Annotated in this window: 17 protein-coding genes and 4 pseudogenes; 8 read left to right on the top strand and 13 right to left on the bottom strand. The window is 67.5% G+C overall.

Translation table 11 applies throughout. From position 1 onward, the window contains the following. Positions 1 to 115: 115 nt before the first annotated feature. The 4 genes and pseudogenes from H293_RS0138605 to H293_RS0138590 form a co-directional block, all read left to right on the top strand. Positions 116 to 493: pseudogene (locus H293_RS0138605) on the top strand (sugar hydrolase); the annotation flags it as partial. 226 nt (positions 494 to 719) lie between these two features. After that, on the top strand, positions 720 to 974 hold the full coding sequence (locus H293_RS53930) for a hypothetical protein (protein ID WP_020123137.1): 255 nt from the start codon (positions 720 to 722) through the stop codon (positions 972 to 974). Between the two features lie 88 nt (positions 975 to 1,062). Beyond that, complete coding sequence (locus H293_RS58675) at positions 1,063 to 1,212, top strand: hypothetical protein (protein WP_020123136.1); 150 nt, start codon at positions 1,063 to 1,065, stop codon at positions 1,210 to 1,212. A gap of 168 nt (positions 1,213 to 1,380) precedes the next feature. Beyond that, complete coding sequence (locus H293_RS0138590; protein ID WP_020123135.1) at positions 1,381 to 2,055, top strand: lytic polysaccharide monooxygenase; 675 nt, start codon at positions 1,381 to 1,383, stop codon at positions 2,053 to 2,055. A gap of 146 nt (positions 2,056 to 2,201) precedes the next feature. On the opposite strand, the gene H293_RS60635 is transcribed toward H293_RS0138590, so the two are convergent. From H293_RS60635 to H293_RS0138560, 8 genes and pseudogenes are all read right to left on the bottom strand, one after another. Further along, on the bottom strand, positions 2,202 to 2,330 hold the full coding sequence (locus H293_RS60635; protein WP_259294621.1) for a hypothetical protein: 129 nt from the start codon (positions 2,328 to 2,330) through the stop codon (positions 2,202 to 2,204). A 133-nt stretch (positions 2,331 to 2,463) separates the two neighbouring features. Further along, positions 2,464 to 2,724: pseudogene (locus H293_RS62025) on the bottom strand (transposase); the annotation flags it as partial. Positions 2,725 to 2,827: 103 nt separating this feature from the next. Next, the gene (locus tag H293_RS58670; protein ID WP_020123133.1) at positions 2,828 to 2,977 is read right to left on the bottom strand and encodes a hypothetical protein; all 150 of its coding nucleotides are present in this window, start codon (positions 2,975 to 2,977) and stop codon (positions 2,828 to 2,830) included. Between the two features lie 157 nt (positions 2,978 to 3,134). Then, positions 3,135 to 3,797, bottom strand: a complete 663-nt coding sequence (locus tag H293_RS0138575; protein ID WP_020123132.1) for a response regulator — start codon at positions 3,795 to 3,797, stop codon at positions 3,135 to 3,137. Further along, entirely contained in the window at positions 3,794 to 4,978 is a 1,185-nt protein-coding gene (locus tag H293_RS0138570; RefSeq protein WP_472727409.1) for a sensor histidine kinase, read from the bottom strand. Before H293_RS0138570 ends, H293_RS0138575 begins: the two co-directional genes overlap by 4 nt. Beyond that, positions 4,975 to 5,811 carry a CPBP family intramembrane glutamic endopeptidase gene (locus H293_RS0138565; protein ID WP_020123130.1) on the bottom strand — a complete coding sequence of 279 codons (837 nt, stop codon included), beginning with the start codon at positions 5,809 to 5,811 and terminating at the stop codon, positions 4,975 to 4,977. The genes H293_RS0138570 and H293_RS0138565 overlap by 4 nt, the downstream gene beginning before the upstream one ends. Before the next feature lie 222 nt (positions 5,812 to 6,033). After that, positions 6,034 to 6,227, bottom strand: a pseudogene (locus tag H293_RS60630) (SH3 domain-containing protein); the annotation flags it as partial. 215 nt (positions 6,228 to 6,442) lie between these two features. Beyond that, positions 6,443 to 7,237, bottom strand: a complete 795-nt coding sequence (locus H293_RS0138560) for a MerR family transcriptional regulator (RefSeq protein ID WP_020123129.1) — start codon at positions 7,235 to 7,237, stop codon at positions 6,443 to 6,445. Positions 7,238 to 7,315: 78 nt separating this feature from the next. Between H293_RS0138560 and H293_RS0138555 the strand changes: the two genes are divergently transcribed. The 3 genes from H293_RS0138555 to H293_RS0138545 all read left to right on the top strand — a co-directional run bounded on the left by H293_RS0138555 (position 7,316) and on the right by H293_RS0138545 (position 9,871). After that, positions 7,316 to 7,678, top strand: coding sequence for a nuclear transport factor 2 family protein (locus H293_RS0138555; protein WP_020123128.1), 363 nt, complete (start codon positions 7,316 to 7,318; stop codon positions 7,676 to 7,678). A gap of 37 nt (positions 7,679 to 7,715) precedes the next feature. After that, the gene (locus tag H293_RS0138550) at positions 7,716 to 8,504 is read left to right on the top strand and encodes an SDR family oxidoreductase (protein WP_028808566.1); all 789 of its coding nucleotides are present in this window, start codon (positions 7,716 to 7,718) and stop codon (positions 8,502 to 8,504) included. Between the two features lie 332 nt (positions 8,505 to 8,836). Then, positions 8,837 to 9,871, top strand: coding sequence for an alpha/beta hydrolase (locus H293_RS0138545; protein WP_020123126.1), 1,035 nt, complete (start codon positions 8,837 to 8,839; stop codon positions 9,869 to 9,871). Between the two features lie 103 nt (positions 9,872 to 9,974). On the opposite strand, the gene H293_RS0138540 is transcribed toward H293_RS0138545, so the two are convergent. The 4 genes from H293_RS0138540 to H293_RS0138515 form a co-directional block, all read right to left on the bottom strand. Further along, positions 9,975 to 10,718 carry an SDR family NAD(P)-dependent oxidoreductase gene (locus tag H293_RS0138540; protein WP_028808565.1) on the bottom strand — a complete coding sequence of 248 codons (744 nt, stop codon included), beginning with the start codon at positions 10,716 to 10,718 and terminating at the stop codon, positions 9,975 to 9,977. Positions 10,719 to 11,080: 362 nt separating this feature from the next. Then, entirely contained in the window at positions 11,081 to 11,233 is a 153-nt protein-coding gene (locus tag H293_RS58665; protein ID WP_020123124.1) for a hypothetical protein, read from the bottom strand. A gap of 37 nt (positions 11,234 to 11,270) precedes the next feature. Continuing rightward, on the bottom strand, positions 11,271 to 11,501 hold the full coding sequence (locus tag H293_RS0138530) for a hypothetical protein (protein WP_020123123.1): 231 nt from the start codon (positions 11,499 to 11,501) through the stop codon (positions 11,271 to 11,273). A gap of 1,160 nt (positions 11,502 to 12,661) precedes the next feature. Then, positions 12,662 to 13,171 (bottom strand): AMIN-like domain-containing (lipo)protein, encoded by a 510-nt coding sequence (locus H293_RS0138515; RefSeq protein ID WP_020123120.1) that lies wholly within the window; start codon positions 13,169 to 13,171, stop codon positions 12,662 to 12,664. A 401-nt stretch (positions 13,172 to 13,572) separates the two neighbouring features. Here H293_RS0138515 and H293_RS0138510 point away from each other — a divergent pair. Further along, a pseudogene (locus H293_RS0138510) lies at positions 13,573 to 13,881 on the top strand (transposase); the annotation flags it as partial. Here the strand turns inward: H293_RS0138510 and H293_RS55710 are convergent. Further along, complete coding sequence (locus H293_RS55710) at positions 13,847 to 14,200, bottom strand: DUF2750 domain-containing protein (RefSeq protein WP_078612803.1); 354 nt, start codon at positions 14,198 to 14,200, stop codon at positions 13,847 to 13,849. The pseudogene H293_RS0138510 and the gene H293_RS55710 sit on opposite strands and share 35 nt — an antisense overlap. Between the last annotated feature and the right edge of the window lie 81 nt (positions 14,201 to 14,281).

The raw sequence follows: 14,281 nt of genomic DNA, 5'->3' as shown, positions 1-14,281 counted from the left end.
CCACGCATGCCCTGCTTGATGCGACGATATTGATCCCCTCACACTTCTCTAGTGCCCTGACGTGCATCGATGCATCGAAGCGCTTCGAAAGCACTCTCCACTCGGCCTCAAGGGCATCCCATGTGTCTGTTACGCGCGCCGCACACCCACCGCCGTTCCCCGATCGCTGCCGCCGTTCGCGAAGCGCATCGACAGCCTTCCGTCTCTGCTCGCCCTCGACGAACAGATGGGATCCCTGCATCAGTTCACGCCCGCGGTCGAGCGCCTGGGTATCGCGGCCTTCCGCGCCGGCCAGGAGGCCCTGCACGGCGCCGCCTGGATGGGCCGGGCCACCGTCTTCGCCCAGGCGGTCGGCCTCGGCGCGACGCGCAACACCGATCTCGTACGGTGGGTCGGCGAGGCCGTCTCCACTGAGCTCCGCGCGATGGGCGCCCGCGATGACCGGGTGGGCCTGAACGGTGGGTCCTCGAAAGCGCGGACGGTCGATCTCCTCGTGGGTGACGGTCCGGTACTGGCAGTGTTCACGCTCTCCCCGGGTGCGGCCGGGCTCCACGGCTTCGCCGTGTGAGCGCCCCCCTTGCCGGGGGCGGTGTGCACGATGTCCGCCTCGGACTGTTGGCTCCGTGCGGCTCGCGCGCATGCCCTTCTCCGCCTTGAGTCCGCATCGGCCCCATGCGCGCGGGAGTCACCGCACAGGTGTCCGGCGCCGGAAGGATTCGGTGCCGGACTCAGCTGCCGGGCTGGCGGCCGCCGGCCTCGAGCTGGACCGCGCGCCGGAGGAGATGGGCGGAATGCTCAAGAGCACGGGAAGCTCCGGTGCCTCGCAACCGATGACGGTGAACGAGACGGTCATCGCGCTGATCCGCCCGAAGCCGGACCTGGACCTGGTCGCGGGGGAGCCGCTCGAGACGGCCGCCGCGGGCCACCGTCCATGCACCCGACGGGATCGGCACCCTCGCCTTCTAGGTCACTGAGGCCGCCCTCCCGGTCAAGGGCGCCTGGAAGAACCCCGCGCTCGGCAGCGCCCGAGCCGACGTCGTCCTCACCGCCCCGGAAGCCGGGGTGCCGCTGCTGTTCATCGAGGCCGACAACTGCACCGAGGACGCTGCCCTCATCGCCGCGAAGTTCGACAAGTACGCCCGGTCCTTCAAGCGCATGGAGAAGGACACCGACGGCATCGACAAGCCGCTGTGGCGCACCCGCTGGAGGTAGCGGCCCCGTACTGACGCGGAGCCTGACCCGGGACCGGTTCACGGCGGATTCCCTGCTCGCCAGGCGCCTCTGTAATCAACTCAGTCCGCTTCATTGACATCTCACTCAGAAAACCTCACTTTGGGAGCGCTCCCATAACCGCCTTACTACGGGAAGGAGTCCCCCCACATGCGCAAAAAGAGTCCGTTACCCGGACGTTCCCGGGCGTCCCTCCGCCGGTCTCTCCAGGCGCTCGTCATGCTGTTCGCCGTGGCCGTCGGCGCCCTCGCCTGGTCGACCCCCGCCCAGGCTCACGGAACCGTCGTCGGCCCCGCCACCCGCGCATACCAGTGCTGGAAGACCTGGGGCAACGACCACATGAACCCGGCCATGCAGACCCAGGACCCCATGTGTTGGCAGGCCTTCCAGGCCAATGCCGACACCATGTGGAACTGGATGAGCGCGCTTCGCGACGGCCTCGGAGGCCAGTTCCAGGCACGGACCCCCGACGGGACGCTCTGCAGCAACAACCTCTCGAGGAACGCCAGCCTGGACAAGCCTGGACCGTGGAAGACCACGACCATCGGGAACAACTTCTCGGTCCACCTGTACGACCAGGCGTCCCACGGTGCCGACTACTTCAAGGTCTACGTGAGCAAGCAGGGCTTCAACCCCAAGACCCAGACCCTGGGCTGGAGCAACCTCGACTTCATCACGCAGACAGGCCGCTTCGCCCCGGCACAGGACATCACGTTCCCCGTCCAGACCTCCGGCTACACCGGACACCACATCCTGTTCGTGATCTGGCAGGCCTCGCACCTCGACCAGGCCTACATGTGGTGCAGCGACGTGGACTTCGGCTGATCCGCAAAGCACCGCACACGGCACCGGCCTCGACCGGGCGCCGGTAACCCGCCGCCCGGTCGAGCGCCCCGTCGGGGCAGGGGCCGTAGGAACCGCCGCGAGACACCGTCCCGGCTCCGGCAAGTCCATGTATCAGCGCAACCTGATCAAGGGGCGCGCCGCGCCCAGTCAGCGGTGACCAGCGGCGCCAGCCAGGCCTCACCGCTCTCACTGAGTTCGTCCAGCGCCCTGCGCATCGTCTCGCCGACCAACTCGACACGGTTCAGCGTGCGCACCGCGGCCAGTGCCTGCGTCGAGTCGGTCCGTACCCGGCCACGCGGCCCCACCGGGCTGGCGGGCCGCCGACCGGTCGGGCATCACTGCCAGGAGACGATCCGCCCGATCCTCCTGAGCCATCCGGTTCCGGAACTCGCTGAACACCGAGTGATCGAACCCCGGGTCGTCCAGCTCCATGCTCAGGCAGTACTTCCGGCCCAACCGGCAACGGACTGCCGCTGCCGCCTGCCGGGCCGTCAAGTTCTCCGCATGCTGGAGCACCGAGACCATCGCCAGCCCGGCGACAGCTCCCGCCGACCATCGGCCTGTATCAGTCGGTGAAGTCGTCGTCCGTGAAGAGCTCGTCGAGCCAGAGCCCACAACCAGAGCCCACAACCAGAGCCAGAACCGCATCTCGTGAACAGAGTCGGTCGACGGGATCAGTCAACTTGGCGGTCGCGTCGCCGGGGCGGGGCCAGACAGGCCTCGATCGCGCGCCTACCGTGTTCCAGCCTGCTCATGCAGTGGCCCATTCGGCAAGGCAGCGGACTTCTCCGTCGCGCAGGGCGTGGTCAACCAGGGCGAGCAGCTTGCGGGCCGCGGCGGTCTTGGCCGTGCTGCGGGCCTGGACGCCGCGGTGATCGATGATGTTGCTCAGCCGGCCCATCGGATGTCGGCCCTACGGGCGACGGCCCGCGCCTCCGAAGAGGTGCGGGCAGGCCTCCATGCAGGTGCAGTGACGCGGAGTGAGCCCGGCCCAGGAGCACTGTTTTGCGGGGGAGGCGAAGTGCGTGGTGGAGTCCGCGCGAGCCGCCCGAGCAATGTCAGGTGGCGAGGCCGTGGCGGTAGGCGTATACGACGGCTTGGACGCGGTCTCGGAGGCCGAGTTTGGTGAGGATGCGGGAGACGAAGGTTTTGACGGTTTCTGGGCTGATCGTCAGGGTTGTGGCGATCTCGCTGTTGGAGAGGCCGTCCGCGATGAGGCGGAGGACTTCCAGCTCTCGCGGGGTGAGCGGGGAGCGGTCTGCCGTATTGCCGCTGGTGGGGCGGATCCGGGCGGCGTAGCGGCCCACGAGCTGGCGGGTCACTTCCGGGGCGAGCAGTGCTGCGCCACTGGCCACGGTGCGGATGCCGTGCAGAAGCTGGCTTGGTGGTGCGTCTTTGAGGAGGAAGCCGCTGGCGCCTGCGCGTAGGGCTTCGTAGACGTATTCGTCGAGGTTGAACGTGGTGACGACCAGGACTTTGACGGGATGCCGTACCCCGGTGCCGGCGAGTTGGCGGGTGGCTTCGATGCCGTCGAGTACCGGCATCCGGATGTCCATCACCACGATGTCTGGACGCAGTTGGCCGGCGAGGTCGACGGCTGTCTGTCCGTCCGCGCATTCACCGGCCACCTCCAGGTCGGGCTGGGCGTCGATGATGGTGACCAGGCCGGTACGGATCAGTGCCTGGTCGTCGCAGACCAGGACTCGGATCGGTGTGGTCACGAGGAGTACTCCGCGGGGATCCGGGCCCGTACGACGAAGCCGCCGCCCGTGCGCTCACCCGCGGTGAAGTCACCGCCCAGAATATCGACGCGTTCACGTAGTCCGGCCAGGCCCCGTCCGCTCCCTCCTGGTGAGGCGGTCCGCGAGCCGGTGCCGTCCGTGCTGACCTCCACCGTGATCTCCCGTGTGCCGTGCTGCACCCGTACCGTGGTCGGGCTGCCGTGTGCGTATTTGAGAGCGTTCGTCAACGCCTCCTGCACCACTCGGTAGGTGACGAGGTCGGTGCTGCCGGTCGGCTCCGACGGTGTGCCTGCTTCGGTGAACTCCACAGGCTGTCCCGCCCGGCGGGTGTCCTCGACAAGGGTGAGGAGCCTGCCGACGGCCGGTGTCCTGGTGCTGGTGCCGTGTTCACTGTGGTCGGGGTTGATCAGGACCAGCAGGTGCCGCAGGTCGGCAATGGCTCGCCGGCCGGTGTCAGTGATCGCAGTCAGTGACTGTTCCAGGCGCTCGGGTGCGGCAGAAAGATAGCGTGCCGCCTCGGCCTGTACCACCATCGCTGTCACGTGGTGGGTGACCACGTCGTGCAGTTCCCGGGCGATACGGGTGCGTTCGGCGAGGAGGGTCTCCTCGGCGAGGCGGTGACGGCGTTCGGTCTCCGCGATGCGGGCCGTGCGCAGCCATGACCCGATGCCCCATGGCAGGGCAAGCGCCAGGTAGAACACCACGAACTCGGCCGGTGCACCACCCGTGCCCAGTTGGTGGAGCACGATGGCGAACGGAACGTATGCCGCGGTGAGTGCGAGCACTGCGGCACGCCGATGCTGTTCCATCAGGTATGCGGCGCCCACCAGCGCGAGGGCCATTCCGGTGCCGGCCAGAGAGTGGTAGCCGCGCAACTGGTCGGCGGCGAAGGCGAGTGACACCACGGTCAGGCTGGCGACCGGCCACCGTCGGCAGGTGACGAGCGGAAGGGTCTGACAAACGATGGCCACGACGGCCAGGGCATCGTACGGGCGGTCCGGCACGGTCCCGATCACTGTTCCGTGACCACGGTTCCCGGGCAGGAACGACGCCACCAGCAGTACGGGGCCGAGCAGCGGGAACCAGGATGTCACCTCGAGCCGACGCCGCAACTCCTGGACTCGGTCCAGAAGTTGCCGGGCTCGCTGAAAACCGGTCACCGGGCGATTGTAGCGACGGTGTCGGACTGGTCGGCGCGCCGGCGGCGGCTGACGAGATTGCCGCGGCGATGTGCCATCCAGAGGAAGGCGACACCCGTCAGCGTGCAGAACAGCACCGAGTACACACTTGCCTCGGGGCCGAACTCGCCGCCGGTCAGCAGCCATGGGCCCGACAGTGCGGAGTCCAGCAGACCGTGCTCCGTGCCGTTGCCGGAGACCTCCGTACTGAAGATGCCGGCCGCGGCGAAGTTCCAGCCGAAGTGCAGACCGATGGGCAGCCACAGTGTGCGGGTCGCGACGTAGGCGGCCCCCAGCATGAGGCCTGCTTCCAGGGCGACGGCCAGGGCGCCGAACAGATTCGCGTTCGGGTTGAGCAGATGCCCCAGGCCGAACACGAGACCACTCACGACCAGAGCGAGCCACGTGCCGATGTAACGCTCGAGGATTCTCAGAAGCACGCCGCGGTAGAGGACTTCCTCGGTCACGGCAGCGGCGGCCATGAAGCCCACCAGTCCGGCCGCACCTGTCACCGACTCGAGTCCGTCCACGTGGTAGTAGCCGGAGGCGGCCAGATTCGTCATCACCATGCCGAACAGCACGGCGCCGATCAGCGCACCGCGGCCGATTGCCGACGCGGCCCCCGTTCGGGCCACCTCGACGACCGGCCGGTGCTCGGTGCGCCCTACGACCCACCGATAGACGAGCACCGTCAGCACGGACGCCAGCAGGCCCACGACCAGCCTGAGCGCCCAGTTCCCCTGCACCGCCATGATCGCCTGACCGCCGATGAAAGAGACGGCCCCGACAGCCAGCAGCTGCCATACAAACCTCATGAAACCCCTCCGCAGAAACCGCGGCAGGATTGCCGCGGCTACCCGGAACGCTACGGACGCTGGAGCCCAAAAGCGTCACCGCCAAGAGCGCACATGTGTGTAGCTCGCAAGGGGGACAACAGCCACCGCCGGGAGCGTGCGGTACGGATGCAGCGCACCACGGAGCCGAAGCCAAAGGGTGTCGGCGTACAGGTGAAACGTGCAGGTTATCGAGGTGATGGAGGAGTCGCGCGGCGCCGCGTAACTGTCGCTGCCCGTGCGCACGTACGCGTCCGAGACATACTCGCCGGAGGCGATGTCGTCCCAGATGATGGTTGTGCCGTGGGGACCGTCACGGTGCTGCCCGGCGTCTGGCCGAAGATCGGGATGCCGGCACCCTCGGGCAGGACGCGAACAATGGGATAGCTGAGCGTCGGACGCGTCGTACTGCCCCTCGCCCTCGCCGACCGGTCGCCTCCTCGTATCCGATGTCCCGCCCGATCTCCTCTCCTGCACGCCGTGGCCGTTCGTGATGGTGTGAGTACTCGGCCGTGGATTGTGTACGACGACTTGTGGGTGCTGATCGAGCCGCTGCTGCCGCCCTGACCAGAGCGGTCGCCATGGCCGCGGCCGGTGGCAGACCGGCTCTGTCTCAGGCGACGCGAAAGACCGGCCAGCCGATCTCGGTGCGCCACGCGGCGGGATCGCTTGTGTCACGGGGGCCGACAACGTAGACCTCCCGCACCGGCCCGGCCACCGACATCGCGTTCTCCACCACCCAGGTCCCGAGCTCGCCGTACGTGACCTCGATGCCGTCGTGCTCGCCGACGTGGGTGGTGACGGCCAGTTCCGCGGCCGGCAGCATCACGGGGTGCACGCGTCCCGTGTGAGGTGGCGCAGCGGTCGGCAGGTAGACGACCGCGTGACCGCGCTCCTGCTCGAAAAGGGCGTTGTCGTAGGTGCCGCCCGGCGGTCCGGTCACGGCGGCGCCGACGGCCGCCTCCAATTCGGCCATCGCGCCTGCGTACCAGGTCGCGATGTCGTGATGCCCGACTACGGCCTCTACCGCCGCGACCGTCCGGGCGGGCTCCGCACGCAGCTCGACGTCGATCGGCGCGGGGTCGGGCCGGAGCAGGCGGCGCAACGACACGACCGCGGCCCGGGTGCGGTCGAGCACGTCTTCGAGGCGTTGCAGGTGGTCCGCGACCAGGGCCGCCCGGACCCCGGGGTCGGGGGTTCGCAGCATCCGCTGCACATCGCTCAGCGGGACGTCGAGCTCGCGGAGCCGGTGGATGACCTGCGCGGTCGGGATTTGGTCGACGCCGTAGTAGCGGTAACCGGTGGTCTCGTCCACCACGGTGGGTTCCAGCAAGGCCGCCTCGTGATACCGACGCAGGGTACGCACGCTCAAGTGGGTCAGCCGCGAGAACTCCCCGATGGTCAGCATCCCCCCATTCTCAACGCTCCCCCTGGGGGAGAGTCCACGGCTTGACCCTCCCGCGCCGTGAGGTCACACGGTGGGCTCATGACACAGCACACCGATCTCCCGTCCGATCTGCTCCCGACCACCGTGCGCGAGTTCTTCGCCGCCCACGTCGTCCGCGACGCCGACACCGCCTCGTCGTTCCTCGCCGAGGACGCGGTGGTCGTCGACCAGGGCGAGACCTTCCGCGGCCGAGAGGAGGCCCACGCGTTCCTGCGGGACGCCGGGTCCGAGTTCGAGTACACGACCGAGCAGATCGGCGCTCGCCGCGTCGATGACGCCCACTGGGTGGTCACCGTGCGGCTCGAGGGCACCTTCCCGGGTGGCGTCGCCGAGCTCGACTACCGATTCGCGCTGCGCGATGACCTCGTCGCCGAACTCGTCATCGCCAACCACCCGGCCTGACCGAACCCGCGCTACCTCGATCTTCAGTGGAGAGAAAATGTCTAGTTCAGATCGCGATCGTCTCGACGGCCGCCGGGCGCTGGTCACGGGCGGTTCGAAGGGCTCGGGCAAGGCCGTCGTGGAGAGGCTGCGAGAGATGGGTGCCGACGTGTACGTGACGGCGCGCACGATGCCCGACGGGTACGAGCACCCTGACCGATTCATCGAAGCGGACCTGTTGACGATCGAAGGCGCCAACGCCGTTGCCGCTCGCATCGCAGAGGCCGGCGGCACACTCGACATCCTGGTGCACGTCGTCGGGGGGGCGTCGACGCCGTCGGGTGGATTCGCGGTCATCACCGATGACCAGTGGCTCACCGAGCTGAACCTCAACCTGCTTGGAGCGGTGCGGCTGGATCGGGCTCTTCTCCCGGCAATGATCGGGTCTGGGGCGGGCGTGGTGCTGCACTTCACCTCGATCCAGCGTGAGCTGCCCCAATACGACGCGTCCTTGGCTTACGCGGCAGCGAAGGCCGCGCTGCGCACATACAGCAAGGGACTTGCCAATGAGCTCGCGCCGCGCGGCGTACGGGTCAACGCGATCAGCCCCGGCGGAATCGAGACCGAAGCCTACGAAAGATTCGTGGACCGGATCGCCGAGGGGAATGGACTCACCCGTGAGGCAGCCAAGCAGAGCATATACGACTCCCTCGGAGGAGTGCCCCTGGGACGGTTCGCGGATACCGAGGAGATCGCGGACCTGGTCGGGTTCCTGGTCTCGGACCGCGCGTCGGCAATCGTTGGAGCCGAGTACGTGATCGACGGCGGCACCGTCCCGACCGTCTGAGCCAGGCACCGGCTCCGAGTGGCCACTCGCGAGCGGTTCGACCCGACGGCGGAGCCCCCTCCTTCGCAAGGAGAACTCTCAGACGCTGCTCGGCAGCACCGAGAAGCGCGTCGACGACGCCGTTGTCGCGCTTCACGGTGCTCGCCTGGTCGTCGAGATCGCGCCGCGCGTCTCCAGGCCGGCTGCGTGTCACCGGTTTGCGTGTGCGCGCGCTCAGGTTGACCCACCAGATGGCGGGCCGCATCGGCCACATGACATGTATCGATGACCCGTGAGCTGGGGCAGGCAGACATCCCGTTCAGACACCCCGTTGACTACCGCAAGGAGAACACATGACCACGCAACTCACGGACCCGTCATCCGCCCAACCGGTCGGACCGCCCCCGCCCTTCGACCCGGAGCTCGCTCCCGTCATTGAGATCCTGACCAGCCTGCGTTCCCCCGACGCGTACCGTTGGGACAACATCTCTGAGATGCGCAAGCCCGTCCCCGGGGTGGACACCCCGACCGACGAGGCCCTCTCGCGGGGTGGCACCTACAGCGTGGAGGAGTGGGCGGTGCCAGGGCCGGACGGGCAACCGGATATCTCGCTGCTGATCTGTCTCCCGAAGCACGCGGCGACCCCGACCCCGGCGATTTACCACATCCACGGCGGCGGCGTGATCGTCGGAGACAACCGGTTCGGCCTGGTCGAGATGTTGAACCTGGCCGAGCCGATGGGCATGGCCGTGGTTTCGGTCGAGTACCGGCTCGCACCCGAGACACCCCACCCGGGGCCCGTCGAGGATTGCTACACGGGCCTGGTGTGGGTGTCGGATCAGGCCCACGAGCTCAACATCGACCCCGAACGCATCGTCATCGGCGGTGCGAGCGCCGGCGGCGGCCTCGCGGCAGGTGTCACCTTGATGGCACGCGACCGCAAAGGCCCGGCAATTCTGGCCCAACTGCTCCTGTCGCCGATGCTTGATGACTGCAACGACTCGCCCTCTACTCGGCAGATGCGCGGCGTCGGCATCTGGGACAGCTCCTCGAACGAGACCGGATGGAACGCGCTCCTCGGCGACGGCGTTCGCGGAGGACCGGATGTGTCCCCGTACGCTGCGCCTTCCCGTGCGGCAGACCTCTCTGGCCTGCCGTCCACGTTCATCGACGTCGGGTCTGCCGAAACGTTCCGGGACGAGGACGTCGCCTACGCAAGCCGCATATGGCAGGCGGGCGGCCGCCTCGAACTGCACGTCTGGCCCGGTGGGTTCCACGGGTTCGACGTCGTGGTCCCTCATGCCGTGATTTCGCAGGACGCCATCGCCGCCCGAGTGGCATGGCTGCGCCGTCAGCTCTTGGTCTGTCACGCAGCCTCGGCCGGGTAATCGGTTTGGATCCGGATCGGTGAGTCGGACGCGAAGTCGGCCTTCGGCTCGGCTCGGGCGTGTGCCGGCGTACGTAGCTGACGATCACGGTGCGGCCGGGTGATCACCACGGTATGGGGCCGAGCCGATCTGTGAAGGTCCCGCTCGGGCCGTCGGGGTCCAGCAGCGCCAGGCGAACGATCGAATCGGTGCCCTCGGTCACGGTCAGCCGGCCCATGTTGTTGTTCATGTCGGTGGCTGCGAAGGTGTGGTTCGCGACTTCCCCGGGGGTGGCGGCGTTGAACTTGATGCCGGGGAACGCCTGCGCGTAGCGGATGGTGAGCATGTTCAGCGCCGCCTTGGAGGAGCTGTAGGCGAGCTCGTGCATCTTCGAAACCGGCTGCTCCGGGTCGGTCACCACGGAGAATGCCCCGCCGGCGCTGGACACCATCACCACCCGCGGGTGGTCGGCGGCCTGCAGCAGCGGCAGGAAGGCGTGGGTGACGCGGATCGGGCCGTATACGTTGGTGTCGTAGACGGCGTGGACCTCGGCGACGGTCGCCTGGGCGGGGTGGATCGCGTGGCCCGGCGCGCCGGCGTTGTTGATCAGGACGTCCAGCCGGTCGGTGTGCGTGCGGACCAGTTCTTCGGCGGCCGCCACGGACTCCTCCGAGGTGACGTCGAGCGGGACCAGGACGACGTCGATGCCGTCGGCGGCCAGCTTCTCGGCGGCCTCGCGGCCCCGATCCTCGTCCCGGGAGCCGAGGAACACCTTCCAGCCCAGCTTTCCGAGGCGGCGGGCGGCCTCGTGGCCCAGGCCCTTGTTGGCGCCGGTGATCAGGACTGCGGACTGCTTCGTGTCGGTCATGCCCCCAAGACACCGCTCCCGTCTTTCCCGTGACGCGACGTGAGCGGCATCACATCGCTGAAGTTCCTTGCGCTTCCCGGGGAAATGGCTGTTGTCGGGGTTGGGTATCAGAGCGGGTTGATGATCAAGCAGGCCTCGGCCCAGGCAGCCGTCGACCAGCTCGGGGCGGCACTGGATCCGTATGAGGGCGAAGCGGACGGCGGACAGCAAACCGTCCAGGTCGGTGACCGCGAGTCTGCTGCAGCCGTCGGGGGAGCGGAAGCCCAGGCCGTGCGTCAAGGGGAGCTCCTCAGCTGTTCTGGGCGCGGGACCGCAAGAGCGTTGTGGTCCACCGGCACCGGACCATCGGGTCCCTGGGGTAGTCAGAATCCAAAGGCCAGGGAGCCGGAAGGCCCTCCGGGAGCAAGGAAGCGGGCGCCCGTGTTGTCCATCGGGCTGAAGTAGACCATCGCCGTGAACCAGGTGCCGGCCTTGCGCGGGTGCTTCAACTGCAACAGGTTCGCGTAGGCGTGCACTAGCTAGGCGGTGAGCGGGCCAGTTGTCGGTGGGGCCTTACGGCAGGACGTCGCGGAAGGGGTAGGGGAGTGACTGCTGCACGACGGAGACGCCGGCGGCGGCCCAGGCCAACGCGGCATCCAGGTCACCACGGACGAAATCGTCTTCGTTCTCTACGTCGTCGGGGTCAAACTCCTCGTCCTGATCAGCAAGGTCGGCGAGCTCGTAGGCGATAGCGGTGTAGGCGTCGAGATGGCGCGGATGCAGTCGATGGCCGCCGATCGTCACACACGCTGTGTCGTGGGCGGCGTCATACGCTTCGCCGGTCTACTCGTCCGGAGACCACACCCGTTTCATCTGCTATTCCGGGCGGGATGGCAGTTCGCGAGCTTCCGCTCCAGCCGGGACAGGTCGCCTGGATCGTGGATCCTGGATCCAGGCCAACAGCGCTCGGTCCAGCTTCTCCAATGCCTCCGACGCAAGGCCTGTCGGCGTCAGCCAGGGCATGCCACCCTCCAGGCCTGCCTTCAGCACCTTCGGCTCCAGGCCCACACTCGTCGCCATGGACGTCAATATCCGGCACCGGCTTTCTCGCAACCGGTTCTTGTCGAACTGCCACCCTGACGCGTGACGTGCTGCTGCACAGGCCCAGACGCCGGCCCGGCCGCAAGTCGCGAACAGCTCAGGGACGCCGCTGGGCCACTTCCGGCCCATACTGCCGCGTCGGACGCCTGCGCCTGACGGTGCTTGGGGACGCGCGACAGTCAGGCCGGTAGCAGACCGCTCCGTCGCCCTTGACGGCTCGGCACTGGGCGGCGTGGTCCTTGCATCGGTCATCGCCGTCGAGGGCGCAGAGCGACAGATCCGCTGTGCGCAGGGGCCAGCCCATGTGCAGCGCCCGAGGCCGCGGCGCGCTCAGGAATGTGCAGTTCGCACGGCAGTCCGGTGGCCTTGACGGTCCTCACGCACCAGGCCTCCGGATATGCGTCGAATGACAGCACGGGACCGACAGGCTCCATGCATAGCGGGTTCGACCACTGTTCGAGCCGACCGTTCAGTTCATGCCTGTGGCGGTCTCGGGTTAGCTGCGCCAGGGCGAGCAGGAGGGCCGGCGTCACCTTGATGTATCAGTCCTCATAGTCGTGACCGTTGACATAGCCGGGACGCGGCCGCAGCCGAGCGACTGCGTCGAGGATGGCCCCGGTGTTTTCGGTGATCTTGTCCTCTGGTGCCGTGGCACTGGGCACCTTCGTGGAGTCGACAGGGTCGCCGTCATAGGCGACGTCCCGACGGCGCATCGGTGTCGGCGTCGGTGAAGGCGTTAATCGCGATGAGGATGGATCGGCCGATCAGCTTCGCGGCGGCGGGCTGGGACACGCGGATGACGATTACACCCGGTGCCGCCCTCGTGTGAGGCGGTCCGCGGCCCCAGGATCCGTTAATGCACCTCAGTGCGAGGAACGGCAGACGTTGTGGTGCGCGATGTCGAGGACGAAGCGCTCGGGGCGGTGTAGCTGCTTCGTCGTGTAGGAGGGCTTGCTGTTGAACGCGGCTCCGAAGGTCACGACGCCTTCGAAGTCGCCGGTCAGTGCGAAGCCCTTGAGTTTCGGCAGATTCAGCTTGATCAGGCGCGGGCCTTTGTAGACGTTCCTGCCCGCGTTGTTGTGGGCTGCGGCGGGGGAGAGCTTGATCTCCAGGAAGTGCTTCCCGGCCAGCGGGACCTTCTTCCCCGAGCTGTCGTAGCGGAGTTCCTTGACACGCGTGACGGTGGTCGGCGGCAGTTTGCCCTTCACATCGATGACGACCCGGTCGAAGGAGCAGTGACCGGCGATCCTGGCGTTGACCACGAGACTCGTGGACGGTGCCGGGGACGTGGCGGCGGCAGAGGCCGACGCCGCGGTGCCGGCCAGGAGGAGTGCGCTCGCGGTGATGGCCATGAGGCGATGGCGGGTGTACATGACGCCCCCTTACGAGACGTCGGGGACTGGTGGTCACAGTATGAGACATATGTGAGGGTCATACGGTTGCACGCTTTGGCGAATGATTCTCATGTACTGAAGTGCGATCGCCGACCCAGATTGTCGCCGGCATAGCCGCGGTCGGCACGGACCCGGGTGATCTGCGGCTAGATATGGCTCAGCCGCCAGAACACGTCGCGGGCGGGGTCGCGGTCCGACCCTTCCAGGACGGCGCGCACATCCTGGGCTTCTGTGGCATCGCCACCAGTACGAGAAAACCGCCACTTCCTACGAAGCGGCGGTCAAACGCGCGTCCTTCCTGTGCTGGTAAAGATCCGTTTTCGAAGACGACCCCCAAGGGGTGTTCCCGTAAATGATCTTCAGGTCGCCTGGACATGGTCGGGCATCCTCGCCGGAAGCCGGACTCGCTGTTCGCCGACCGCGGGTACGACCACGACATCTACCGCGACCAGGTCCGCGCCCGCGGCATCGTGCCCGCGATCGCCCGCCGCGGCACCCTGCACGGCACCGGACTGGGCACCTACCGCTGGGTTGTGGAGAGGAGTTTTGCCTGGCTGCACGGCTTCCGACGCCTGCGCGTCCGCTGGGAACGGCGAGCCGACATCCACGAAGCGTTCCTCAAACTCGCCTGCTGCCTGATCACCCACCGACAACTCAGGTCATTGTGTGAGCCGCCGATAGCCGGTTGAGAACTTCGTCGGGGGTGAAGCTCCAGCCGACCAGGCGCGCCCCGCTCCAGTTGATGCCGATCACGAGTCCATCCCGGGCGGCGTCGGGCAGTACGTGATCGCACCAGGTGTTCAAGGGCATGGACTCAACGCGGAGTCCATGCCCCCAGATCTTTGCTGCCCTCTGGGCGCGGGGTGAGGTCGACCAGAAGGGAAGGCTTCGCGTGCCGTCCGCAGAGAGGTGTGTCGGGCTTCCGTTGTCATACCGTACAAGCCAGACCACGCCGCTCTGGCGGACGTCTCGGAAGAATGCCGCCGCTTGCGAACCGCTCTGACTCATGGCCACCGAGCCTACCGTTCTCCAACACTCATTTCGTTAGGGGTTGTAAGGGCTTGCAGAAGAACAACACGCTGATTTCCG

It is taken from the genome of Streptomyces canus 299MFChir4.1, assembly GCF_000383615.1.
Taxonomy (GTDB): domain Bacteria; phylum Actinomycetota; class Actinomycetes; order Streptomycetales; family Streptomycetaceae; genus Streptomyces; species Streptomyces canus_C.
This window is presented reverse-complemented; position numbering and strand designations above follow the sequence as displayed.